This window comes from Agrobacterium sp. M50-1 (genome assembly GCF_049843495.1).
Lineage (GTDB): Bacteria > Pseudomonadota > Alphaproteobacteria > Rhizobiales > Rhizobiaceae > Agrobacterium > Agrobacterium radiobacter.
Genome location: NZ_JBBHZH010000003.1, coordinates 134,715 through 156,716, shown reverse-complemented (window position 1 = coordinate 156,716; position 22,002 = coordinate 134,715). Strand labels below are relative to the sequence as shown.

Sequence of the window (22,002 nt, the reverse complement as noted above, 5' to 3'; positions counted from 1 at the left end):
CTTGACGCCAATGCCGCTGACCATGAATCATCCTCGGCCTTCGGCCGGGGATTTTTTGTTTGTAAAAGGCGGACGATGGGAAATGGTCTGCCTCTTAGACCCGCGATTGTGCTGGAGGAAAAGCGGTAGGGAAAGTATCCGCGCTTCGGAGTATGCCGCTTACCCCCCTCTGCCCTGCCGGGCATCTCCCCCACAAGGAGGGAGATTGGCAAGACGCGCCTGCGTTGCGCTATCTCGACTGTCAAGGAAGGCGAAACCTTGCTGCGAGTCGATCTCCCCACCTGTGGGGGAGATGCCCGGCAGGGCAGAGGGGGGTAGCCGCACCCACCAACATCCCTAAAACCCATCACCCGACAAAGCAAAGACACCGCCGCAGCCATTCCATAAGCACGTCGCCCGTTGCCTTATAACAAAAGGGCGGCCTAAGCCGCCCTTAAATCATCACTGTCCGGTCGCCGGCGCTGCCGCCGCCCATTCGCTGAGCGCCTTGTCGAAGGCGGCGACGCCGTCATTGCCCTTTTGCAGGGTCAGCAGCGCACGCCGGCCATTGCGATACGACACCGGAATGTCGATCCAGTTGCGGCTCTTCAGCAGCTCCAGATTGGTCTTCATCGCATCCGGGAAGTCGTTGAGCGCGATCATGTGGAAATCGTCGGTGATCTTGGCCGGAACCGCGATCAGCGCGTTGCCGCGATCCTGCTCGGTGCTCTTCATCGCAATGCGCTGGACGCTGTCGATAGCCCCGCCTTCAAAGCCGGGCGAAACCGAGAAGACGATCTCGATCAGATGGCTCGCCGGCAGCGACGGATCGGTATTGCGCTTGAAGGTGATGAGCGCGCTGAGGCCACGGCCGGGAACGGTGATCTGGCCCTGCACGGTCGGCGAAGGTTTGCCTTCGCCGTCACTTTCCTGCTGCAGCGACCAGGAAACGCTGCCCTGAATGGCGGTCGGCACCGTCTGGCCCAGCACTTCCTCGTAAAGGAACATGCGGTCGCCGGTCGCGGCAGTGGCAGGCTGCTGTGCCGGCGGCGTGCCGGCCGGCGCACCGGCATTATTGGCCGGAGCCTCGCCCGCAGGAGGCGGCGCGACATTCTGTTCATAGACCGACTGGCCTTCGGCCGTCACCGGCTGGCCGTTCGCACCGGCGGCAGGTCCCTCGTCACGCTCGGTGCCATCGGCCATAAGCCGCTGGGTGAACTTGGTGCCGGTGACAGAGCCGTCATCGCCATGGGTCGGCGTCTGATGGTTGGTCGGGGTTGTCGGCTGCTGCCCGGCGGCGGGCGACTGCTGGGTCGCCGGCGGTGTCGAGGTCTGCGCCTCGCCCGTGCCGTTCGAAGACGTCTGGCTGGCGCCGCCGTTCTGTGCGGAGCTGACCAGCCCGCCGACCATATCGTTCAGCGCATCGCGGTTCATCCACACGGCATAACCGCCGCCGGCAAGCAGCGCCACGCCGACAAGGGCCAGCACCAGCGAGGCATAATTGCGACGCGGCTTCTTCTTGACCATATAGGCTGGCGTCGCGGCGGCAGCGCCCACGCCATTCGTTTCGTCCGAGGCCTGACGGGTGGACGGCGACGCGCCGTCATAACCGATCAGCTCGTCCAGATCGTCCCAGGGTGTGCGTTCCTTATTGTCCTTTGCCGCGGCCTGATCACCGAAGGGATCGTTATCCGCGCGCGGCAGCGCCGGCGCGTCCTTGGCGGGAATGGCGATATCCGCATCCTGGAAATAGGACGAGAAATCCTCGACCACGGCTGCCTTTTTCGGGGCCTGCTCTTCCGTCTGGCGATGTTCGTCGAAATCGTGCCGGCCGCCAAAGGCGGGCGCGTGCTCCACGGCGGCAGGGCCCAAATGGTCGTCCGCCTCGCGACGCTCATCTTCTTCGTAAGGGGCCGGCTCGAAGCTTACTTCCGGTTCCTGATAATGCTGCGCGGCGTAACCGGCAACGAGCGGGCGTTCGTCGGTCTCGTTGCGAACCTCTTCATATTCCTCGGCGGCCGGACGCAGATCGTCATCCCGCGCTTCATCAAGCTTGCGCCAGTCGTCCTCATCCACCGGCTGCGCCCAATGGGAAGGAACGGAATCATCGGCGGGGCCGAGCGCCGTTTCAGGCTCGGGCTGTTGAGCCGGCTCTTCATCCGCCCGCGTGAAATAGGTGCCAACGGCCTCGTCGGAAACATGTGCCGGTGCCGGAGCGGCATGAACCGTTTCCGGCGCATCATAAAGCTCTTCCGGCTCGTGTTCGCCGTGGCGCTGCTCCTCAGCGGCAACGGCGTCAGCGTGCCGGGGCTCTTCCTCTTCGGCCGGTTCTTCGTAAACCGTCTCCGGTCGTGCAGGCTCGGCGGGCGCGGGCTCTTCATGGACCGGCTCGTGCCGTTCCTCTTCCCGCTCGGCCTGCTCCGCAGGTTCAGCGGCGCGGGCCTCGTCTGCGTCGGCAGCATCCTGCTGGTAATAGGATGCCGCCGTCTCTTCGGCCGCCGGGGAGACAGCGTCATCATCCTCAAGCGCGGGAAGCGCCTCGGCATATTCGCTGTCCACCTCGGCGATGGCGGCGTCCAGCTTGGCGATCTGCCGGCGCAACAATTCTTCCGGCGGACGTGGCTTCATATTCTCGAGTTGGCGCACAACCGCACTGCGCGCCTTGTCGTAAACCTTCGCCCGGTTTTCGGGAGTATTGTTCGCCAAGCCATCCACGGCCTTGCGAATGACTGCTACAAAATCCGCCATAAGCACTTTCTCGTCGTGACCGGCGACGTACCGGCCCGATATGGTTTATGAATCTAGATCGTCGAGGACATTAATCCTCAAACGGATCAGTCACAAGTATGGTGTCGTCACGCTCCGGACTTGTCGACAGAAGCGCGACAGGCGCCCCGATCAATTCCTCGACCTGACGGACATATTTGATTGCCTGAGCAGGCAAATCCGCCCATTTTCGGGCACCGACGGTAGATTCCTTCCAGCCTTCCAGCGTGACGTAGATCGGCTCGACGCGCGCCTGCGCGCCCTGGCTTGCCGGAAGATGGTCGATTTCCTGCCCGTCCAGCTTGTAGCCGACGCAGATTTTCAGCTCGTCAAGACCATCCAGAACATCAAGCTTGGTGAGCGCAATGCCGGTAATACCATTGGTGGCGACCGACTGGCGCACCAGTGCGGCGTCAAACCAGCCGCAGCGGCGCTTGCGGCCGGTGACGGTGCCGAATTCATGGCCCTTTTCGCCCAGGAACTGACCGATCTCATCGTTCAGCTCTGTCGGGAACGGACCTTCGCCAACGCGGGTGGTGTAAGCCTTGGTGATGCCGAGAATATAACCCAGCGAACCCGGACCCATGCCTGAACCGGCGGCGGCCTGGCCGGCAACCGTGTTGGAAGAGGTCACATAGGGGTATGTGCCGTGGTCGATATCGAGCAGCGAGCCCTGAGCGCCTTCAAACAGGATGCGCGCGCCGGCGCGGCGCTTCTTGTCGAGCAGCAGCCAGACGGTTTCGCTGAAGGGCAGGATGCGCTCGGCAATCGAGCCCAGCTCTTCCATGATCGTCTCGTGCGAGACTTCGGTTGCACCGAAACCGCGGCGAAGCGCATTGTGATGCGTCAGGATGCGATCGACCTTGGCGGAAAGCGCCTCCATGTCGGCGAGATCCATCACACGGATGGCGCGACGACCGACCTTGTCTTCGTAAGCCGGGCCGATGCCGCGGCGGGTGGTGCCGATCTTGGTGCCGCTGTTGGAGGCAGCGTCTTCGCGCATGCCGTCCAGCTCGCGGTGGAGCGAAAGAATGAGCGTGGCATTATCGGCAATACGCAGGTTTTCCGGTGTGACCTTGACGCCCTGAACTTCCAGACGGCCGATTTCGGCGATCAGCGCATGCGGATCAACGACGACGCCATTGCCGATGACGGCGAGCTTGCCGGGACGCACAACGCCGGACGGCAGAAGCGAAAGCTTGTAGCTGACACCGTCGATGACAAGCGTATGGCCGGCATTATGGCCGCCCTGATACCGCACGACGACATCTGCCCGCTCGGACAGCCAGTCGACAATCTTGCCTTTGCCTTCGTCGCCCCACTGCGAGCCGACCACCACAACATTCGTCATTTCTTGCTTTCCTGCTCATGGCGCTCGCGCGCCCGATAACCCGATGGGAAACCCAAACCCGCGAATGTATACTGTGTTGTTTTACGGAAAGCGACCCTGTTTCTTATGGTGAATTTTGCTTTTTCCGTGACAAAACGCCGAATTCCGCATTATCTCGCCCCGTGGGGGGACAAGCGCAAGCGCAAGGCCCCGTTCACCCGCCTTCATTTTCCCGCCCCTTGAAGAAGCGAAACATCAGCGTGCCTTCGAAAGCCTACATCGCCCTCATCATCGCCACGCTCTGCTGGGGCGGCAACACCGTTGCCGGAAAGCTGGCCGTCGGCCACATCAGCCCCATGGCCTTCACCTTCCTGCGCTGGGTTTTGGCCGTCGCCATCATCTTCGCCATTTCCGTGCCGCAGCTGATCAGGGACTGGCCGGTGGTGAAAAAGCGCCTGCCTTATTTCTTCGTGCTCGGCAGCGTCGGTTACACCGCCTTCAACGTCTTTCTCTACACGGCCCTGCAGCACACCTCAGCCATCAATGCCGCCGTCATCCAGGCCGGCATTCCCATGGTCATCTTCGTGCTGAACTTCATCCTGTTCCGCACCCGCGTGCTGTTCGGCCAGATCGCCGGTTTCTGCCTCACCATAGCAGGCGTGGCGCTGCTTGCCTCCCATGGCGATCCGGTTTCGCTGCTGCAACTGGAAATGAATGCGGGCGACGCCATCATGCTTCTGGCCGTGCTGGTTTATGCCATCTACACCGTCATCCTGCGCTGGAAACCCGCCGTCGACTGGCGCACGCTGATGGCGATACCCGCCTTCTTCGCGCTCCTCACCTCGGTGCCGCTGGTCTTCTGGGAAATGTCGCGAAACAGCGTTGTCTGGCCGGATCAGAAGGGCTGGGTGCTGGTGGTCTATGCCGCGATTTTTGCGTCGCTCATCGCGCAGATCCTGTACATCAAGGGCGTGGAACAGATCGGCGCCAACCGCGCCGGCCTCTTCATCAACCTCGTGCCCGTTTTCGGCACACTTTTGTCCGTTGTGGTGCTCAGCGAAACCCTGCACACCTACCAGATCGCGGCGCTGGTCATGGCGCTGGCGGGCATTGCCGTTGCCGAACGAAAAAAATCGCCGGCTCCCTGATCCCACAAGGATCAGGAGAAACCGGCGCAGTCTGGCAGGCATGAAAAGATGGGCTTAAAGCGCGGTTTCGCGCTCAGCCGGAGAAAAGACGGCGTTACCGAGCACGATATCGCCCTTGTCGGTGGTGACGATCAGCACTTTTTCGAGCGACCCGTCATCATTCAGGGCGAAGGCAAGGCGCAGTGCAGCGGAAGACCAGCCGGCACCGGCAAGGGCCGTGCGCTTGATCGCGGCGCAATCGCCACAATCCTCAGCGCTCAGCGACGGCGTTGCCGGGACACCGGCTCCGAAACCGGAGAAATAATCATCAAGCGCGCCCATGGTGGCATTCACATCGCGGTTGACGCGCAGCAGTTCTTCACGGCGCTCGCCGGTCAGCGGCGCGGCGATCGTCGAAACACATTGGCCGGCGGAAAGAACGCAGCCATCAAAACCGCCCGGAGCCGAAACACCGATCTGCGTCACCGCGCTTTTCTCGACAGCGGCAAAACCACGGGCAAAACCGGCGGCACCGGCCGCATCGGCATGGGTGGACATGGAAGCGATGGCAATTCCGCAGATGGCGGCAGCAATAATCTTCTTCAGCATTTCATACCCCGTTTGGCGATCCGCCGGCTTGTGCCGGTCTCGATTTCTGTTTTGTGGAGCCCCTGTCTGCGCAGGATGTCCGCTCCTTGTCTGTGATCCCACAATGGCACAGCACTGTTTTCAGCCGCTTTAAGCCGATTGCTACAATTTTATCGGTTTTCATTTTTGTACAGCGGACGCTTTTTTTCGAATATGCGTCGATATCACCGCGCCGAATTCCGGCGCAGCGTTGAGAGGCGATAAATGGGCCGCATCGCTGCGGGGGTATCAAAGGGTAGTGCAGGGTCTTGCAGACGATGCGGCCCCGGTTTCAACATATGATCCGCCCGCCAAACCGGTTCCTGTTTGGAGGATGGACATATGCCGGCCGCCTTGACCGTGACATTGGGAAACTCCCCGGTTTCGGCCGCCTGCCCCACCCACCTTGCGCCGCGCGCACGCTCGATGACCGGGATGGGGCAAGTGTAGCGGACCCGGCTGGACCGGGGACGCACGGGGATAAATGCATTTCAAAAAAGGCGCGCAGGAGAGGCGCGGCACACGCTTTCGCCCCATCCCGGACACAGGAATTTTCAGCAGGTTAACAAGCCCTTGATCGGCAGCATTTGAATTAACCTTGTCTTAAAACCCGACGTTAATGGTTAGCAATTTAAGAATAGCGGAACGAAAGGGTTCCGTTATGCGTGGCGTATTTGCCGTAGTTTTTCTGATGCTCGTTCTGGCTGGTTGTGCCACCGCACCGTCACAGGTCACCAATGCCTGTGCGATTTTCGAGCAGCGGAACGGCATATTCAACAACTGGCGACGCGATGCGAAAGCGGCCGAGCGCGAGTTCGGCGTGCCCGTGCCTGTCATGATGGCGACGATCTATACCGAATCCGCCTTCCGCCCCTATGCCCGCCCGCCGCGCACCAAGCTTCTCGGCTTCATTCCCTGGAAACGCCAGTCCACCGCTTACGGCTATGCTCAGGCGCTGGACGGCACATGGGGTGTGTACCAGCGCGAAACCGGCCGCTGGTCGGCAAGCCGCACCGATTTCACCGATGCGATCCATTTCGTCGGCTGGTATCACGCCAAGAGCCGCCGCGAAAACGGCATTTCACTGAACGACCCCTATAATCTCTACCTCGCTTATTATTCCGGCCATGCCGGTTACGCGAAGGGCAGCTGGCGCAACAATTCCGCGGTCCAGAAGGCCGCCCGCCGCTCCGCCAACATGGCGCTGCGTTACGAGGCGCAGTTGCAGCAATGCGGATATCGCTGAAGTTGGAGTAGCAGGACCATTTGTCTGCATGCGACGTGGAAAGGCAGATCACCTACCCTCTCCGTCACCCCGGACTTGATCCGGGGTCCAGCGCGATCAAGTCCTTGATCGCAAGAGACTCTTTTCACGGCGCAGACGCGCCGTGGCTGGATGCCGGATCAAGTCCGGCATGACGGTGAAGAATGAGGTCGGGCAGTAAAGCTACCGTCCATAAGCCGCCAGAAACCCCCTGACCGCATCGATCTCGCCCGAGCGGATTTCATGCCCGCCCGGATGCCACACGGTTTCCACCGTGCCGCCCTGCGCCTGCAGGCTCGTTTCCAGCGCCTTCGTCAGCGGCACCGGGCAGATCGGATCGCGCTCACCCGCCGTGATAAGCACCCGGCGTGTTGATTTGGCGGGGGAGATCTTCGGCTCGAACGGGATGAGCGGATGCATCAGCACCGCGGCATCGAAAAGCTCGGGTTGTTCGATCAGCACATTGGCGAGAATATTCGCACCATTGGAAAAGCCGAGACCGATGATTGGGCCGGCCTGATAATGCTCCCGGTTCGCCCTGATGAAATCCGCCATCTTGCCGGTTGCCCGTTGAAGGTCGGCCATGTCGTAGACGCCCTCGCCCTTACGCCGGAAAAACCGCGCCGCGCCATGTTCGGAAACATCGCCGACCGGCGAGAGAATGGTGGCCTCAGGCAGCAGGCGGGAGCCGAAATCGAAAAACTGGTTCTCATCGCCGCCGGTGCCGTGCAGCAAAACGAAAAGCGGTGCACCGGCAGAACCGGCGCGGGATTTGTGGAAATAGCTGTCCTTGGTCATGGGAGAATCCTTTCTGAAAGGAGGAGGTTCAACGGCTTCCGCAAGGTCTCTTCGGCCAAGCAGAGCAGCCATGTGGAGCGAACGGACACGGCTTGTTTCTTCTCCCCGAGGGGGAGAAGTCCGCGGTAGCGGGATGAGGGGGCAAGGGTACGGTCTATCGTGAGCGTTGCCCCCTCATCCGACCCTTCGGGCCACCTTCTCCCCAAACGGGGAGAAGAAATACGTGGCAACACTATCGAGAGGTTAAACCGCCTTCTCATCACCCAGCGGTTCCAGATGCTCTTCCAGCACGGAGCGCAGATGCGCATGCTGGGTGGGCAGCTTCAGCGCTTCGCCGAGATGGGCGGTGTCCTCGTCGCGGTCGAAACCGGGCTCGTTGGTGGCCACTTCGAACAGCACGCCGCCCGGCGTGCGGAAATAGATCGCCCAGAAATAATCGCGGTCAATGACAGGCGTCACCTGATAGCCGGTATCCATCAGCGCCTTGCGCACCTCCAGCTGCTTTTCGCGGTTTTCGACCGCAAAGGCGATGTGGTGCACAGACCCCGCACCCAGCCGCGCGCCAGAAATATTCGGCATGGTTTCGATGTCGATAAAGTCGGCACCGTTGCCGCCGGGAATACCGAGGCGCAGAACGCCGTCCTGGCGATCCACTTCCTGATAACCCATGAATTTCAAAAGCTCGGCCGTCGCACCTTCATCGCGAAGTCGCAAGGAGGCGCCCTGAAAACCATGGATCGCCTGATCCGCGCCGACGCCGTTGCCGATCCACTGCGCACGATTGTCGTCCCTGACCTCGACCAGCGCAAAACCGTCTCCATCGGGCCCTGCGAAATGCAGGCGCTTGTTGCCAAAGGCTTCATCCGCCTTCAGGCCATCCACGCCGGCCTTGGAAAGACGGTCCTGCCAGTGGCCGAGCGACCCTTCCGGAACGGAAAACAGCGTCGTGCCGACCTCGCCGGTGCCGGGACGGCCGCGGGCGATATGCGGGAACGGGAAATAGGTCATGACGGAGCCGGGCGTGCCGACTTCATCACCATAATAGAGGTGATAAACGTCAGGCGCGTCGAAATTGACCGTCTTTTTCACCCGGCGCAGGCCGAGCGTATCGGTGAAAAAACTGTTGTTCTGGCGCGCGCTCGCCGCCATCGACGTGACGTGGTGCAGGCCCTTGATCTGGTTGAGCATGATAAACCCCTTCTTGCCTGGCGGGCCTCATGGTTGGGCCTGCCCTGTTCATGGCGTAAAGATGGGGCAACAGCCCTCTCAGGCATAGAGTGGACAACGGGAACGGATTGTTCCCGAATGGTGAACGATAGAACCGACTGTTCAACGAGCCCGATAGGGCAACTCAATGATCGTCGGCAACGCCCAGGCTCCAGTAGCCGACGGCGCGCAGCGACGCTTTCGGGAAAGAAATCTCGTCGGTGAGGAAGGATTTTGCCGCCCTCGCCTCGGATTTTTCGCAGGCGACAAAGACGTGCAGGCCGTCATGATCCGCGCTCCAGGCATGGTCGCGCAGCGCTTTTTCAATGAGGCCGGCGGTGCCAGAGGGCTTGCCGCGGCGATAAAGCCATGTCCACTCGACATTTGCCGCGCAGACGATTTCCTGCCGCTCGGCTTCGTCATCGATTTCGGCATAGACGCTCAGCTTTTTCCCTGCCGGCATTTCGGCCGCCATGCGCAGCATCACCGGCAGCGCCGTCTCGTCACCCGCAAAGACATAACGCTCAGCGTCCGGGCAAACACCGCTCGGGCCGATGATGCCAAGAACATCACCGGGTTTCGCCGTTGCACCGAAGGTTGCGCCCGGCATGTGGTCGCCCTCATGCATGACGAAGTCGATATCGACTTCACCGCGCGCGATATCGCCGGAACGGATGGTGTAGACGCGCCGTGTCAGAAGATCATCGCCCGCCGGCCAGACAATCGCCCCGGTGGGCGCAAGATAGGGCCAGACCGGCGCACAGGCCTGATCCGGCACCAGAAGCAGGCGCACATGCATGCCGCCGGTCAGCAGCCTTTCGATGCCGCTTTCGACCGATACCACCAGCCGGCGCATATGCGGTGTCAGATTATAGGCGCGGGCAACCTTGCCGACGAAAAGATTGGGCAGTTCACGCTGCTCTGCGCCATGGCCGCTCCAGCGGAAATCCAGCCCCGTTTCACCGGTGAATTCGACGATATGCTCGGCCACCATCGCCTTTACAGACATCAATATATGTTCGGAAATGCAGCTGACCCTTGCGGCGAAACGGCCGCCTTCGGCGCTGAAACTGCCATGGCCATATTCGGTCTTGAACCGCACCGTCGCACCTTCGCGTTCCATCTCCATATGCTCGGAAAAATGATCCTCGAAAGCATCAACGATCGACAGCGGATCGGACAGCGAGACGGAGGTTTCGGCAGACAGGAGAGACACGGGCATAATCCTTCACTTTGTAGTCCGGTTATCTTTAATCCCGACAACCGCAAAGCGTAAAGACATTTTATGAGTGTCTAGAGAAGGTTTTTGTCGCCGCCCGCCGTTTCCGGCAATTGCCAGTCGATCGGCTGGCGGCCATGGGAGACGAGAAAGGCGTTTGCCTTGGAAAAATGGCCATTGCCGAAAAAGCCGTTATGGGCCGAAAGCGGGGACGGGTGCGGCGAGCGCAGCACGAGGTGCTTGCGCTGGTCCACGAAGGCGGCCTTCTTCTGGGCATAGGAGCCCCAGAGCAGAAAGACGACATGGTCGCATTCATCGTTGACGGCGCGGATAACGGCGTCGGTGAATTTTTCCCAGCCCTGCCCCTGATGCGAGGCGGCGCGGGACTCTTCCACCGTCAGCACGCTGTTGAGCAGAAGCACGCCCTGTTTCGCCCAGCTTTCCAGAAAGCCGTGACTGACCGGGCGAATGCCGAGATCGCTCTGCAATTCCTTGTAGATATTGACGAGCGAGGGCGGAATGCGCACGCCGGGCTGGACGGAAAAGCACAGCCCATGCGCCTGACCAAGCCCGTGATAGGGATCCTGGCCTAAAATGACGACCTTCACCTCATCGAGAGGCGTGAGATCGAGAGCGCGGAAATATTCCGCGCCCTTCGGGAAGATGCGCTTGCCGGCGGTCTTTTCGGCAAGCAGGAACTCTTTCAGCTTGAGCATGTAGGGGCTGGCGAATTCGCCGGAGAGAACGCGCTTCCAGCTGTCTTCGAGTTTGACGCCTGCCTCTGCCATGCCCGCCTCCATCAGAGCTTATTTGAACCGGTTGCCGCGCTGCAGCACTTCGATCTTGTAACCATCGGGATCGCAGATGAAAAAGTATTTTGCGAAAGGCTGGCCCTTATAATCGGCCTCGATGATCTTGCCGGGAGAAAGGCCGACCTCGATGAAGCGCTGGTGTTCGGCGTCCACATCGGCAACGCTGACAGCAAGGTGGCCATAACCGTCGCCCAGCGCATAGGGCACTTCGCGGCCACGGTTGACGGTCAGTTCCAGCTCGAAATCGCCCTCGGCATTGCTGAGATAGATCAGCGTGAAATTCTCGAACTCGGCGCGTTCCGCAATTTCAAGGCCGAAAGCCTGTTTGTAAAATTCCACCGAACGCTTTTCGTCCAGCACCCGGACCATCGAGTGGATCAGCTTGGCCATGGTGTTTTCCTTCTTCTTCCTGTTGACGGCCCGGTTATGCTCCGGGCATCGCGGCCCAAGGGGATAAAGACTGAGCGCCGCGCTTTCAACCCTAAAGGCGCTCTGCGACAGGACGTAGCGGCCAGATCACGGCAAATGTGATGGCAAAAACCCCTGGTTTTTCAGGTGCGGCTGCGACCTGCGGCAACGGGGCCGCATGGTTTTGGGCCCGCCGCTCTATCCTGAGTGATGAACTCATGATACCGGCTAGGCATGCGCCTTTTATACCTCTGTCTTGGCTGGCTGATGGTCGCGACCGGCATTGTCGGCGCGTTTCTTCCCGTTTTGCCCACCACGCCGTTCCTGCTTCTGGCGCTCTGGTGTTTTTCGCGCTCTTCGCCAAAACTCGAGGCGTGGCTGCTGGCCCACCCCAGATTCGGCCCTTCCCTGCGCCGGTGGCGCGAACGCGGCGCAATCGCCCGCAACGCCAAGATCGCGGCGCTTTCGGCCATGTCCGTCAGCTATGCCGCTTTCTGGTTCCTGAGCGAGCCGCCGCCGCTGCGGGCAGCCATCGTCGCCGCCGTCATGCTTGGCTCTGCGCTCTTCATCGCCACCCGCCCGGAAAGCTGAGGCGAAGGACAGGTCCTTAACGGTGCCGCGACTGCGGCAGCACGTAGGGAATATGCCGCGCCGGCAGACGGCCGACGACGCCGACAATGCCATAGACCCTGGCGATGGTCTCGTCGCTGATCGTTTCCAGCGAAGGACCGCTCGCCGTCACGCGGCCGCCATGCATGACGATAAGTTGATCGGCAAATTCCGCCGCAAGATTGAGATCGTGCAGGATGGCGAGCACCAGCCCGCCGCCGCTTGCAAAGTCGCGCGCCGTTTCCAGCACGGCGATCTGATGCCCGATATCGAGGCTGGCCGTCGGCTCGTCGAGAAAGAGCGCCCGCGCCTCACCATTTTCCATCGGAAAAGGCACCTGCGCCAGCGCCCGGGCAAACTGCACCCGCTGCTGCTCGCCGCCCGAGAGCATGTTGTAGGACCGCTGCTCGAAACCGCGCAGCCCGGCCTTGGCAAGCGCCCGGCGGGCCTGTTCTTCCGGCGTACGAGACCCCTGCGCCACCGCTCCCATGCGCACGATTTCGAGCGCCGTGAAAGGAAACGCCAGCTGGGTGCTCTGCGGCAGCACGGCCCTGAGACGCGCAAGCTGGACCGGCGTGAAGGCCGGCAGGTCGACCTCGTTATAGGTCACCGAACCGCTCTCGGCGCGCATCTCGCCCGAGAGAACCTTCATCAGCGTGGATTTGCCGGCGCCGTTGGGGCCGATGATGACGTTGACCTTGCCGGGCTTCAGATCAACGCTGACCGTATCGAGCAGCCGGCGGCCGGAGCGGATGAGGGTGAGGTTTTCGGCCCGGATCATGACATGTTCCGCATGGAAAAGCCGCCGCGTCCCAAGAGCAGGAACAGGAAGACCGGCGCACCGATGAGCGCCGTGACGACGCCGATCGGCAGCTCCGCAGGCGCGGCCACCGTGCGGGCGAAACTGTCGGCCAGCAGCAAAAGCGCGGCGCCGCCAAGCGCTGACGCCGGCAACAGGAAACGATGCGACGGGCCAATGGCGAGGCGAAGCAGATGCGGCACGACGATGCCGACGAAACCGATGGAACCGGCGGCCGCCACGCTCGCCCCGCAGGCGGCGGCAACGGCCAGAATGACGATCCGTTTCAGCCGCTGCACCGGAATGCCCATGTGAAAGGCGGCCGCATCCCCGAGGATCAGCGCATCGAGCCCGCGGGCAACGAAGGGAATGATGGCGAGAACGACGATGATGAAAGGCAGGGTCGCGAGCACCTTGGCGGGCGTGGCCCCGCCGAGCGAACCGAGCGACCAGAAGGTGATGTCGCGCAGCGCCCGGTCATCCGCCACGAAAATCATCAGCCCGGTCAGCGCGCCGCTGATTGCCGCCACCGCAATGCCCGCCAGAATGAGCGTGGTGGTGGAGGTCGCGCCGTCCTTGGTGGCGATCAGGTAAAGCACCCAGGTGTTCAGCAGTCCGCCGAAGAATGCCATGATCGGCAGGAAATTCGGGCCGAAAAACACGGCCACCGTAGCAAGCGCGCCTTCCCCAAGAGATATGGCCGCAACCGCAAACAGCGCCGCACCCGAGGTGACTCCGACAATGCCGGGATCGGCCAGCGGATTGCGGAACAGGCCCTGCATCATCGCCCCTGAAACGGCAAGTCCCGCACCGATCAACATGCCGAGCGCGGTGCGCGGCAGGCGCACGGCCTCGAGAATGATCCTGTCGCGCGCATCAAGCTGATCCGCGCCGCCGGTAAGATAGGCGAAGAGTTCTGAAATGCCGACGCCCGTGGGTCCGCTGACCAGCGACACGCCGCAGGCAAACAGCAGGATGCCGACGAGGACGGCAAGGGTGACAACCCCCTGACGGGATCTGTCGCCGGCAACGCCGCCCTCGGTCGAACTCAAGACGGCAAGGCTCACGGCTTCACCACGTCAGGATAGAGCTTGTTTGCCAGCTCACGACCGGCGGCCGGCGTGCGCGGGCCGAAACCGATGAGATAAAGCCCATCCATGCTGATGAGAGCCTTGCTTGCGGCGGCAGGCGTGGACTGGAAGGCGGGAAGCGCGAAAGTCTCGTCCGCCTTGGCGGCGTGGTCGCCGCGCGCCATGGTCAGGACCACGTCGGGTGCTGCGGCAATGACCGCCTCGTCCGTCAGCGGCTTGTAACCCGTAATCTCCTGCGCCGCATTTATGCCGCCCGCCATTTCGATGATCGCCGCCGCTTCGGTATCCTTGCCCGCCGCCATGATGCGGCCGCCGGCGGCGGAAAGCACGAAGAGAACGCGCTTTCTGCCCTTTTCCGGGATGGCGGAAACATCCTTGGCGAGTGCATCGAGCCCGGCTCTGGTTTCTGCCGCCAGCGCCTTCGCCTTGTCCGAGAGACCCACGGCCGCGCCGACATCCTCGATCTTTTTGGGGATGGCGTCGCCGCTCGGCGGCGTATCGACGGTGACGAAAGGCACAGCACTTGCCTTCAGGATGGCGATGACATCGGCCGGGCCGGAACCGTCTTCCGAAAGAATGAGATCCGGCTTCTGCGACAGGATGCCTTCCGACGACAGCGCCCGCATGTAACCGATGTCAGGCTTGGCGAGCGCATCGGCCGGATAGCTGCTGGTGCTGTCGCGGGCCACGATACGGTCTCCTGCGCCCAACGCATAAAGGATTTCCGTCACCGTACCGCCCACCGCGACGACGCGTTTCGCCTCCGGATTACCCTTGTCCGAAGCCATGGCAGCCGGCGCGGCAAAAGTGATTGCGGCGGGCACGAGGGCGGCGAGAACGAAGGAACGAAGGCGGGAATTCAACATGGCGTTATCCTGAAACACGACCCGGCGCCGGTTTGCCCGCGCCACTAATCTTGAGTTATTTACACATGTTTATACACCGCGCAATCGATAAGTGGAGTAAATTTGTTCGCTTTGTCGTGAACCCCTTTCCAACCTCCCTGCGGCTAGATATCCTGACTCAAACTGGAAACTTAAAGGGAGACTTTCATGTTTATCGCAATGAACCGCTTTCGTGTCGTGCCGGGTTATGAAGACACCTTCGAATCCATCTGGCACGAGCGCAAATCGCATCTCAGCGAATTGCCGGGCTATATCGAATTTCACATGCTGAAAGGCCCGAAGGCGGACGACCATACGCTTTATGCCTCGCACACCGTCTGGGCCACCAAGGACGACTTCCTTGCCTGGACCAAATCCGAACAGTTCCGCGCCGCCCACGCCAAGGCCGGCGAAAACCGCGGCAAGGTGGAATATCTTTCCGGCCCGCATTTCGAAGGCTTCGACGTCATCATCCATGAAGACAAGAATGGCGAGCGCCGTTCGATTGCCGCCTGAGGCCGTCCGATGAGCATTGCAGCCCAGAAGACCGATGACGACAGGCGGGCCCGCGCCGCATCAGCCCTTGCCGAAAAGCCCGATGGCATCGTGGAGGCCATTGCCGCCAAGGCCGAAGTGACGCCTGCTGAAATTCTGGCGATTCTGCCTGAGGGTGCGGCCGTTTCCGCTGCCGCCGACCAGTTCGACGCAATCTGGAACGAGATGCGCGGCTGGGGAGAAGTCCTGATGATCGTGCAGACCGGCGATATCGTGCTGGAAGTGCCCGGCCACCTGCCGGAAGGCACGGAAAGCCATGGCTGGTTCAACATCCATGGGGACAGCCCCATAGGCGGTCACATCAAGAAGGACAATTGCGCCGGGATCACCTTCGTCGATCGCGGTTTTCACGGTCGCCGCTCCTGTTCCGTCTGGTTCATGAACGCCGCCGGCGGCGCCATGTTCAAGATTTTCGTCCGCCGTGACGAGAACAAGGAACTGCTGGCCGGACAGCTTGCGAAGTTCGAAGCGCTGCGGGACGGTTTCCGCGGTTGAAAAGGCGCAGGGCTGCCACGGCAAAGTGGCAGCCTCTTCCGAGGTCGATTATCCACCGACGGAATGAAACTGCCTTAAAATAAATAATTGTCGTTTTACGATAAAAAATGTTGAAAAATCGATGTTCCTGATTGAGATTGGCCGCCGTCGGCCGATCCAGCCGTCATTTGAAAAAGGAACCTCGATGATGAAGAAATTATTCACCGCCGCCGTGGTGAGCGTGGTGCTGCAGGCCTGCCTTGTCTCACTCCCGGCGCAGGCAGCGGGCGGTCAGGACCCGGCCTCCGCGGAACGCACGCTCAGAATCGTTCTTGAGGAAGCACGCAGCGGCAGCCTCAACCTCTCGCGCTTCGAAGATGACATCGTCGCCGATGTCCGGGCCAATGCGGGCGCGGTTTCGGGTGAAATCAGACGCCGTGGCAAGGTGACGGCCATGCAATATCTCGGAAGACAGGCGACCGAGGCGGGTGATCTTCACAGATTCAAAGTCACCTTCGAAAAGGGCCAGATGCTCTGGTCGCTCATTCTCAACACGCGCGGCCAGATCGCCAATATCGACATGGAAGCCCCCTGACCCCTTTTTCGTGTGCCGGTGGGATGCAAAGCGCGCCCGCCGGCAGGCATGAACGGCGTCATCAGCCCAGCAAGATGGCCTACGGTCTCGATTGACGTTATAAATTTATCGTCTTACAGGAATTGAAGGACAAAAAAACCGGATCACCTGATGACCGACCCATCCATCAGCCGCCGCATCGCCCGGGTCAGCCGTATCCTGATATGGCTTTCCTTCGTTTTTGCAGGCACCCTCATCGCCGCTTATGTCGCCATATGGGCCGATACGGAAACCCTGCGGACGGTGATTGAAGGGCAGATCCTGCCGCCTGCCACGCCTTACATGCTCACCGACGCCGTGCTTGTCACCGGTTTTATCGTCGGGCTTCTGCCGCTCCTGGCCGTGCTTGGCGGGCTCTGGTTTGCCGTCCTTCTTTTCCGGCTTTTCGAAAGGGGCGAGGTCTTTACGCAGACGTCAGGCAAAAGGCTGATCCAGGTCGGTGTCGCGCTTGCCGCATTGCTGCCGGCGCAGATCGTCATGACCGGCTCTGCTTCCTTTCTGCTGACGATGGGCAATCCCGTTCCGAGCATCTCCTTTTCTTTTGAGAGCACGCAGATGCTTGTGGGCTTTGCCGGCGGGTTGATGATTGTCGTTGGCTGGGTGCTGGGGGAAGCGACGCGCATCGCCGATGAAAACCGCGAATTCATCTAGGAAACGACCGTGCCGATCATCGTCAATCTGGATGTCATGCTTGCAAAACGGAAGATGCGATCAAAGGAGCTCGCGGCCCGTATCGGCATTACCGAACAGAATCTTTCAATCCTGAAATCCGGCAGGGCGAAAGGCGTGCGCTTCGAAACCCTCGAAAAGATCTGCGAGGCGCTGGACTGCCAGCCCGGAGACCTTCTCGAATACAGGCATGGCCCCTCTGTCGTCACCGATGAGGTGACGGACGAAACCTGAAAGCGACGGGCAGTCCCGTTGGTTCATCGCCCGTTCAGTGCCGTTTTTTATCATCCGGTGGAATTCGAACGGAACCAGCACGGAGCAAGCACCATGACCGACCGCCAACCTCTTCTTTCGCGCCGCAGTTTCGCCGGGCTTGTCGCGCTTGCGCCGCTGTTTGCGGCAAGTGGTACGGTCGCCGCGCCGGCAAACCTGCGTGGCAGCGTCTCCTATCGCGAGCGCATCGCCCTGCCGCCGGGCGCGACCGTCACCGTGCGCCTGATCGATGTTTCGCTGGCGGATGCGCCGTCGCAGACGATTGCCGAAACCACCATCCGCCCGCGTGGCCAGGTGCCGGTGCCTTTCGTACTGCGTTATGACGACCGCGACATCAGGGGCCGCCGTTCCTATGCGCTGAGCGCCGAAATCCGCGACCGCGACCGGCTGCTCTTCACCACCACCCGCCGTTACTCCGTCCTGACCGGCGGTCGCGACGATACCGATCTCGTGCTGGAGCGTGTCGGCGCGGGTCCGGGCAGGCCGGAGCCGGAAGCCGGCATCGACGGACGCTGGCTGGTGCAGGAGATTCGCGGCGAACGGGTTCGCGGCCGCCGCCAGGCGACGCTGGAAATTACCCGCGAGGGCCGCGTTTCCGGCAATGCCGGCTGCAACGGCATCGGCGGCGAGGTGAAGATCAGCCGCAACCGCGTCGATTTCGGCCGGATGATCTCCACCCAGATGGCCTGCGCGCCTGACATCATGCGCCAGGAGCGGCAGTTCATCGAAGCGCTGGAAGGCGCGCGCTCCTTCCGGCTGGAACCGCGTCGCGGCACGCTGGAACTGATCGACGGCCGCGGCCGCCCGGCCATGCGTCTGCGCCGCGCCTGACCGGCGCAGCCCTCCCCCTCAGAATGCCGGCGCCGCCGTGCTGGCCATGGAACATTCCATGTCGCTTCCGGCACGGCGCGCGCCCGTTTCCCGCCCTATGACTTTGGCTACGTCGCCTTGGCGCTTTGCTCCGCCGCCAAGCTGCGCTATGGAACGCGCCGAACTGTGCCGGCCGATGCCGGCGTGAAGTCTTTGAGGGAAAACGAATGACATCCTATGTTCTGACCGTAGCCTGCAAATCGACCCGTGGCATCGTCGCCGCGATTTCCGGTTACCTGGCGGAAAAGGGCTGCAACATCGTCGACAGTTCGCAGTTCGACGACCTCGAGACCGGCAAGTTCTTCATGCGCGTTTCCTTCATTTCGGAAGAAGGCGCCTCCCTTGAAGCCATCACCGAAGGCTTTCAGCCGGTGGCGAAAAAATTCGGCATGGAGGCGGAGATCTACCCGGACGGCCAGCGCATGAAGGCAATGCTGATGGTGTCGCGTTTCGGCCATTGCCTCAATGACCTCCTCTATCGCTGGAAGATCGGCGCGCTGCCGATCGATATCGTCGGCGTCGTCTCCAACCATTTCGATTACCAGAAAGTGGTGGTCAACCACGACATTCCCTTCCACCACATCAAGGTGACGAAGGAGAACAAGCCGAAGGCCGAAGCGCAGCTGATGGACCTGATCGAAACGAGCGGCACGGAACTCGTCGTGCTGGCGCGTTACATGCAGGTTCTGTCCGATGACCTGTGCCGCAAGATGTCGGGCAAGATCATCAACATCCATCACTCCTTCCTGCCAAGCTTCAAGGGCGCGAACCCCTACAAGCAGGCCTATGAGCGCGGCGTGAAGCTTATCGGCGCAACGGCGCATTATGTCACCGCCGACCTCGACGAAGGCCCGATCATCGAGCAGGACACGGTGCGCGTCACCCACGCGCAATCGGCCGACGACTACGTCTCGCTTGGCCGCGACGTGGAAAGCCAGGTGCTGGCCCGCGCCATCCACGCCCATATCCATCACCGCACCTTCATCAACGGCAACCGCACGGTCGTCTTCCCGCCGAGCCCCGGCAGCTACGCTTCCGAGCGGATGGGGTGATGGAAGGCGAAGGCGAAGGTGAAGGGAAACGAGGCGGAATTATTTTTGCCGACCGGCAACCGAGCGTCTCATGTGGCCGTTTGTTACGCGTAGCCTAACAGCGAGGTCTCTCACATGAAAAAACTCGTCATTGCCGGCGCCGCGTTTCTCATCGCGGTAGGGTCCAGCTTTGCCCAGCAGCCGCCACCACCGCCGGGACCAGCGGATGCCGGTCCAAGGGCGGATGCGCCGCCGCCACCTCCTCCGCCCGGCCCCGGTGGTCCGAGGGAAGCAGGCTGGCGGGACGGCCCGCATGGGAAGAGAATGCCACCTCCACCCTCCAAGGCAGCGCATTTCAGGATTGAAGACGGCGAGCGCAAGATCGACGTCAAATGTGCCGATGACGAGCCGATGAAGGCCTGCGCCGACATCATGATGCAGATTATCGACAAGATGAACGAATAGGACCGCAAGTCTCATCCAAGGGGACAACGCAGCAGTGCCGCCTCAGGAAAACACCACCCGCGCCCTCAACCCGCGCCCGCCCGCGCCGTCCTCCAGCGTCAGTCGCCCGCCGAACAGCCCGGCGATCTCCTCGATGATGGCAAGGCCGAGGCCGGCGCCGGGGGCGGCGTTGGCTTCGCCGCGGGCGAAGCGCTGGCGCACCATGGCGCGTTTTTCCGGGGGTATGCCGGGGCCGTTATCTTCCACTTCCAGCCAGACGGCGCCCGCTTGCCTGCCGACGCGCACGGTGACTTCCGCACCGCGCCCGGCGTAGTTGATGGCATTGGAAACGAGATTGCCGATCAGTTCGCCGATGAGGAGCGGCTCGGCGAGAATTGTCGCTTCGCCCTCGCCTTCGAAACCGAGATCGATGCCGGCGTCGGCCGCGCGCGGCACGAAATCGGCGGTTACGTTCTGCGCGACGGCCACCAGGTCTATCGCGGAAAAATCATGTTTTTCGCTCGAACCGGCGGCATCGATATTGGCCATGCGCAGCAGCTGGGCGAGGATATGTTCGGCATGGGCCACCGAAGCACCGCCCTTCAGCGCCGCCGCCTGCGCCTCCTCAAGGCTTGCGGCGCGGGCGGAAAGCGCAAGCTGGGTGCTGATGATGGCGAGCGGCGTGCGCAGCTGGTGGCTGGCATTGCCGGTGAAATGCCGGAGCGCATCGAGCGCCGACTGCAGCCGCACCATGAAGGAATTGACCGTTTCCACCAGGTTTTCCACCTCAACCGGCACGGATTGGCGGATGGGGTGCAGGTCGTTCGGGCTGCGCTCGGCAATGGCTTCGCTGAGCCGGTAAAGCGGCCGAAGCGAAATCGTCACCGCGATCCAGACGATGATCGCCGCCCCCACGATCATCAGGAGCAGGCGTATCGCGGACCGCAGGATGATCGCCTGCGCCAGCTGGCTGCGGGCAATGGTGGTTTCGGCAACCGTGACGGAAAAGGGCACGGAATTGATGCCGGTGGAAGCGAAACGCCTGATAGCAGCGATGCGGATAGGTTCATCGCGGAAAACGGCATCGCGATAGGCGGGCGTATCACCCGCCGGGTTCGCAACCGTCGGCAGGTTCTGGTAACCCGTGAGGAATTGCCCGTTCGGCCCGTCGACGCGGTAAAATACCCGGTCCTGCGCGGCCGATGTCAGCATTTCCAGCGCAACATAGGGAATGTCCACTTCCAGCGAGCCGTCCTCTGCCACCACCACCCGTTCGGCAATGGCAAGTGCCGAACCTGAGAGCACCCGGTCGGAGACGACATTGGCGGTATTGACCGCCTCGCGCCATGTGTCGGTGAGCGCAACGCAGCCGATGATGGCGGTGGAGATGAGAAGCCAGCCTAGAAGTCGCCGCCTGAGCGAATAGGCGGCCTGTCTCATTCAGCCATCTCCGGCAGCTTTTCCAGATAATAGCCGATGCCGCGCGCGGTCTTGACCGTCAGCCCGTGGGGAGCGAGCCGTTTGCGCAGACGGCTGACATATTGCTCGATGGCATTGGCGGAAATATCGTCGTCGAAGCCGGTCAGCGACTGCACGATCGCTTCCTTGGCGACAACCTTGCCCGCCCGCATGAACAGCACTTCGAGCAGCGCCACCTCGCGGGCAGGAATATCGAGCGGACGTCCATCTGCGGAAAAGGTGCGCGACGTGAGGTCGAACAGCACCTTGCCGAAACTGAGGGCGGAGGAGCGCAGGCCGGCATTACGGCGCAACAGCACCCGCACCCGTGCCTCGAATTCGGTAATATCAAAGGGCTTGATCATGTAGTCGTCAGCGCCGAGATCGAGCCCCTTGACCTTTTCTTCCGGCGTGCCGCGCGCCGTCAGGATCAGCACCGCCGCCTTGTCCTGGCGCGAACGCATGGAGCGCAGCACCTCGATGCCATCCATTTCCGGCAGGTTGAGATCGAGAATGACGAGGTCGAAACTTTCCGCCGCAATCGCCGCATCGGCGGAAGCGCCATCGGAAACCACGTCCACCGCATAACCGCTGCCGCGCAGAAGTGCGGAAAGCCCTTCCGACAGCACCTGATTGTCCTCGACCAGCAAAATACGCAAATCTTCCCTCCCGCAA

General features: G+C 61.7%; 24 protein-coding genes. 11 read left to right on the top strand and 13 right to left on the bottom strand.

Going from position 1 to position 22,002, the window contains the following annotated elements; all coding sequences use genetic code 11:
- Positions 1–441: 441 nt before the first annotated feature.
- Positions 442–2,727: a hypothetical protein gene (locus WDZ78_RS08305; protein ID WP_026363918.1), complete on the bottom strand. Its 2,286-nt coding sequence runs from the start codon at positions 2,725–2,727 to the stop codon at positions 442–444.
- A 70-nt stretch (positions 2,728–2,797) separates the two neighbouring features.
- Positions 2,798–4,096, bottom strand: coding sequence for an adenylosuccinate synthase (locus WDZ78_RS08300; RefSeq protein WP_425672779.1), 1,299 nt, complete (start codon positions 4,094–4,096; stop codon positions 2,798–2,800).
- A 239-nt stretch (positions 4,097–4,335) separates the two neighbouring features.
- Between WDZ78_RS08300 and WDZ78_RS08295 the strand changes: the two genes are divergently transcribed.
- A complete protein-coding gene (locus WDZ78_RS08295) occupies positions 4,336–5,223 on the top strand; it encodes a DMT family transporter (RefSeq protein WP_167377485.1) in 888 nt (295 codons plus the stop codon).
- Between the two features lie 54 nt (positions 5,224–5,277).
- Here the strand turns inward: WDZ78_RS08295 and WDZ78_RS08290 are convergent, their stop codons facing one another.
- Complete coding sequence (locus tag WDZ78_RS08290; RefSeq protein ID WP_080835796.1) at positions 5,278–5,811, bottom strand: transglutaminase-like cysteine peptidase; 534 nt, start codon at positions 5,809–5,811, stop codon at positions 5,278–5,280.
- A gap of 679 nt (positions 5,812–6,490) precedes the next feature.
- Between WDZ78_RS08290 and WDZ78_RS08285 the strand changes: the two genes are divergently transcribed.
- Entirely contained in the window at positions 6,491–7,075 is a 585-nt protein-coding gene (locus WDZ78_RS08285) for a transglycosylase SLT domain-containing protein (RefSeq protein ID WP_080835799.1), read from the top strand.
- A 201-nt stretch (positions 7,076–7,276) separates the two neighbouring features.
- On the opposite strand, the gene WDZ78_RS08280 is transcribed toward WDZ78_RS08285, so the two are convergent.
- From WDZ78_RS08280 to WDZ78_RS08260, 5 genes are all read right to left on the bottom strand, one after another.
- Positions 7,277–7,891 (bottom strand): alpha/beta hydrolase, encoded by a 615-nt coding sequence (locus WDZ78_RS08280; protein ID WP_425672778.1) that lies wholly within the window; start codon positions 7,889–7,891, stop codon positions 7,277–7,279.
- A 243-nt stretch (positions 7,892–8,134) separates the two neighbouring features.
- Entirely contained in the window at positions 8,135–9,079 is a 945-nt protein-coding gene (locus tag WDZ78_RS08275; RefSeq protein WP_020011639.1) for a VOC family protein, read from the bottom strand.
- Between the two features lie 163 nt (positions 9,080–9,242).
- Positions 9,243–10,319: a DUF2218 domain-containing protein gene (locus WDZ78_RS08270; RefSeq protein WP_425672777.1), complete on the bottom strand. Its 1,077-nt coding sequence runs from the start codon at positions 10,317–10,319 to the stop codon at positions 9,243–9,245.
- Between the two features lie 71 nt (positions 10,320–10,390).
- Positions 10,391–11,104 (bottom strand): uracil-DNA glycosylase, encoded by a 714-nt coding sequence (ung, locus tag WDZ78_RS08265; RefSeq protein ID WP_425672776.1) that lies wholly within the window; start codon positions 11,102–11,104, stop codon positions 10,391–10,393.
- Positions 11,105–11,122: 18 nt separating this feature from the next.
- Positions 11,123–11,518 (bottom strand): VOC family protein, encoded by a 396-nt coding sequence (locus WDZ78_RS08260; RefSeq protein ID WP_004429967.1) that lies wholly within the window; start codon positions 11,516–11,518, stop codon positions 11,123–11,125.
- A gap of 252 nt (positions 11,519–11,770) precedes the next feature.
- Between WDZ78_RS08260 and WDZ78_RS08255 the strand changes: the two genes are divergently transcribed.
- Positions 11,771–12,127 (top strand): YbaN family protein, encoded by a 357-nt coding sequence (locus WDZ78_RS08255; RefSeq protein ID WP_026363921.1) that lies wholly within the window; start codon positions 11,771–11,773, stop codon positions 12,125–12,127.
- A 16-nt stretch (positions 12,128–12,143) separates the two neighbouring features.
- On the opposite strand, the gene WDZ78_RS08250 is transcribed toward WDZ78_RS08255, so the two are convergent.
- From WDZ78_RS08250 to WDZ78_RS08240, 3 genes are read right to left on the bottom strand one after another with little or no spacing between them, the layout of a single operon-like run.
- Complete coding sequence (locus WDZ78_RS08250) at positions 12,144–12,926, bottom strand: heme ABC transporter ATP-binding protein (RefSeq protein WP_425672775.1); 783 nt, start codon at positions 12,924–12,926, stop codon at positions 12,144–12,146.
- Positions 12,923–14,011 carry a FecCD family ABC transporter permease gene (locus tag WDZ78_RS08245; RefSeq protein ID WP_020011645.1) on the bottom strand — a complete coding sequence of 363 codons (1,089 nt, stop codon included), beginning with the start codon at positions 14,009–14,011 and terminating at the stop codon, positions 12,923–12,925. The genes WDZ78_RS08250 and WDZ78_RS08245 overlap by 4 nt, the downstream gene beginning before the upstream one ends.
- Positions 14,008–14,901, bottom strand: coding sequence for a heme/hemin ABC transporter substrate-binding protein (locus WDZ78_RS08240; protein WP_425672774.1), 894 nt, complete (start codon positions 14,899–14,901; stop codon positions 14,008–14,010). The genes WDZ78_RS08245 and WDZ78_RS08240 overlap by 4 nt, the downstream gene beginning before the upstream one ends.
- A 186-nt stretch (positions 14,902–15,087) precedes the next feature.
- Between WDZ78_RS08240 and WDZ78_RS08235 the strand changes: the two genes are divergently transcribed.
- From WDZ78_RS08235 to WDZ78_RS08200, 8 genes are all read left to right on the top strand, one after another.
- Positions 15,088–15,435, top strand: a complete 348-nt coding sequence (locus tag WDZ78_RS08235) for an antibiotic biosynthesis monooxygenase family protein (RefSeq protein ID WP_425672773.1) — start codon at positions 15,088–15,090, stop codon at positions 15,433–15,435.
- A 9-nt stretch (positions 15,436–15,444) separates the two neighbouring features.
- A complete protein-coding gene (gene hutX, locus WDZ78_RS08230; RefSeq protein WP_020011647.1) occupies positions 15,445–15,969 on the top strand; it encodes a heme utilization cystosolic carrier protein HutX in 525 nt (174 codons plus the stop codon).
- Positions 15,970–16,153: 184 nt separating this feature from the next.
- Positions 16,154–16,543, top strand: a complete 390-nt coding sequence (locus WDZ78_RS08225; protein ID WP_244559874.1) for a hypothetical protein — start codon at positions 16,154–16,156, stop codon at positions 16,541–16,543.
- A gap of 150 nt (positions 16,544–16,693) precedes the next feature.
- Positions 16,694–17,233 carry a DUF2975 domain-containing protein gene (locus WDZ78_RS08220; protein WP_020011649.1) on the top strand — a complete coding sequence of 180 codons (540 nt, stop codon included), beginning with the start codon at positions 16,694–16,696 and terminating at the stop codon, positions 17,231–17,233.
- A gap of 9 nt (positions 17,234–17,242) precedes the next feature.
- Positions 17,243–17,485: a helix-turn-helix domain-containing protein gene (locus WDZ78_RS08215; RefSeq protein WP_020011650.1), complete on the top strand. Its 243-nt coding sequence runs from the start codon at positions 17,243–17,245 to the stop codon at positions 17,483–17,485.
- 93 nt (positions 17,486–17,578) lie between these two features.
- Positions 17,579–18,355 carry a YbaY family lipoprotein gene (locus tag WDZ78_RS08210; protein WP_425672772.1) on the top strand — a complete coding sequence of 259 codons (777 nt, stop codon included), beginning with the start codon at positions 17,579–17,581 and terminating at the stop codon, positions 18,353–18,355.
- A gap of 206 nt (positions 18,356–18,561) precedes the next feature.
- Positions 18,562–19,446, top strand: coding sequence for a formyltetrahydrofolate deformylase (purU, locus tag WDZ78_RS08205; protein ID WP_020011653.1), 885 nt, complete (start codon positions 18,562–18,564; stop codon positions 19,444–19,446).
- A gap of 303 nt (positions 19,447–19,749) precedes the next feature.
- Positions 19,750–19,890: a hypothetical protein gene (locus tag WDZ78_RS08200; protein ID WP_162696836.1), complete on the top strand. Its 141-nt coding sequence runs from the start codon at positions 19,750–19,752 to the stop codon at positions 19,888–19,890.
- Between the two features lie 42 nt (positions 19,891–19,932).
- Here the strand turns inward: WDZ78_RS08200 and WDZ78_RS08195 are convergent, their stop codons facing one another.
- Together WDZ78_RS08195 and WDZ78_RS08190 are read right to left on the bottom strand one after the other, a co-directional pair.
- On the bottom strand, positions 19,933–21,309 hold the full coding sequence (locus WDZ78_RS08195; RefSeq protein ID WP_425672771.1) for a sensor histidine kinase: 1,377 nt from the start codon (positions 21,307–21,309) through the stop codon (positions 19,933–19,935).
- A complete protein-coding gene (locus WDZ78_RS08190; RefSeq protein WP_010972345.1) occupies positions 21,306–21,986 on the bottom strand; it encodes a response regulator in 681 nt (226 codons plus the stop codon). The genes WDZ78_RS08195 and WDZ78_RS08190 overlap by 4 nt, the downstream gene beginning before the upstream one ends.
- Positions 21,987–22,002: the final 16 nt, after the last annotated feature.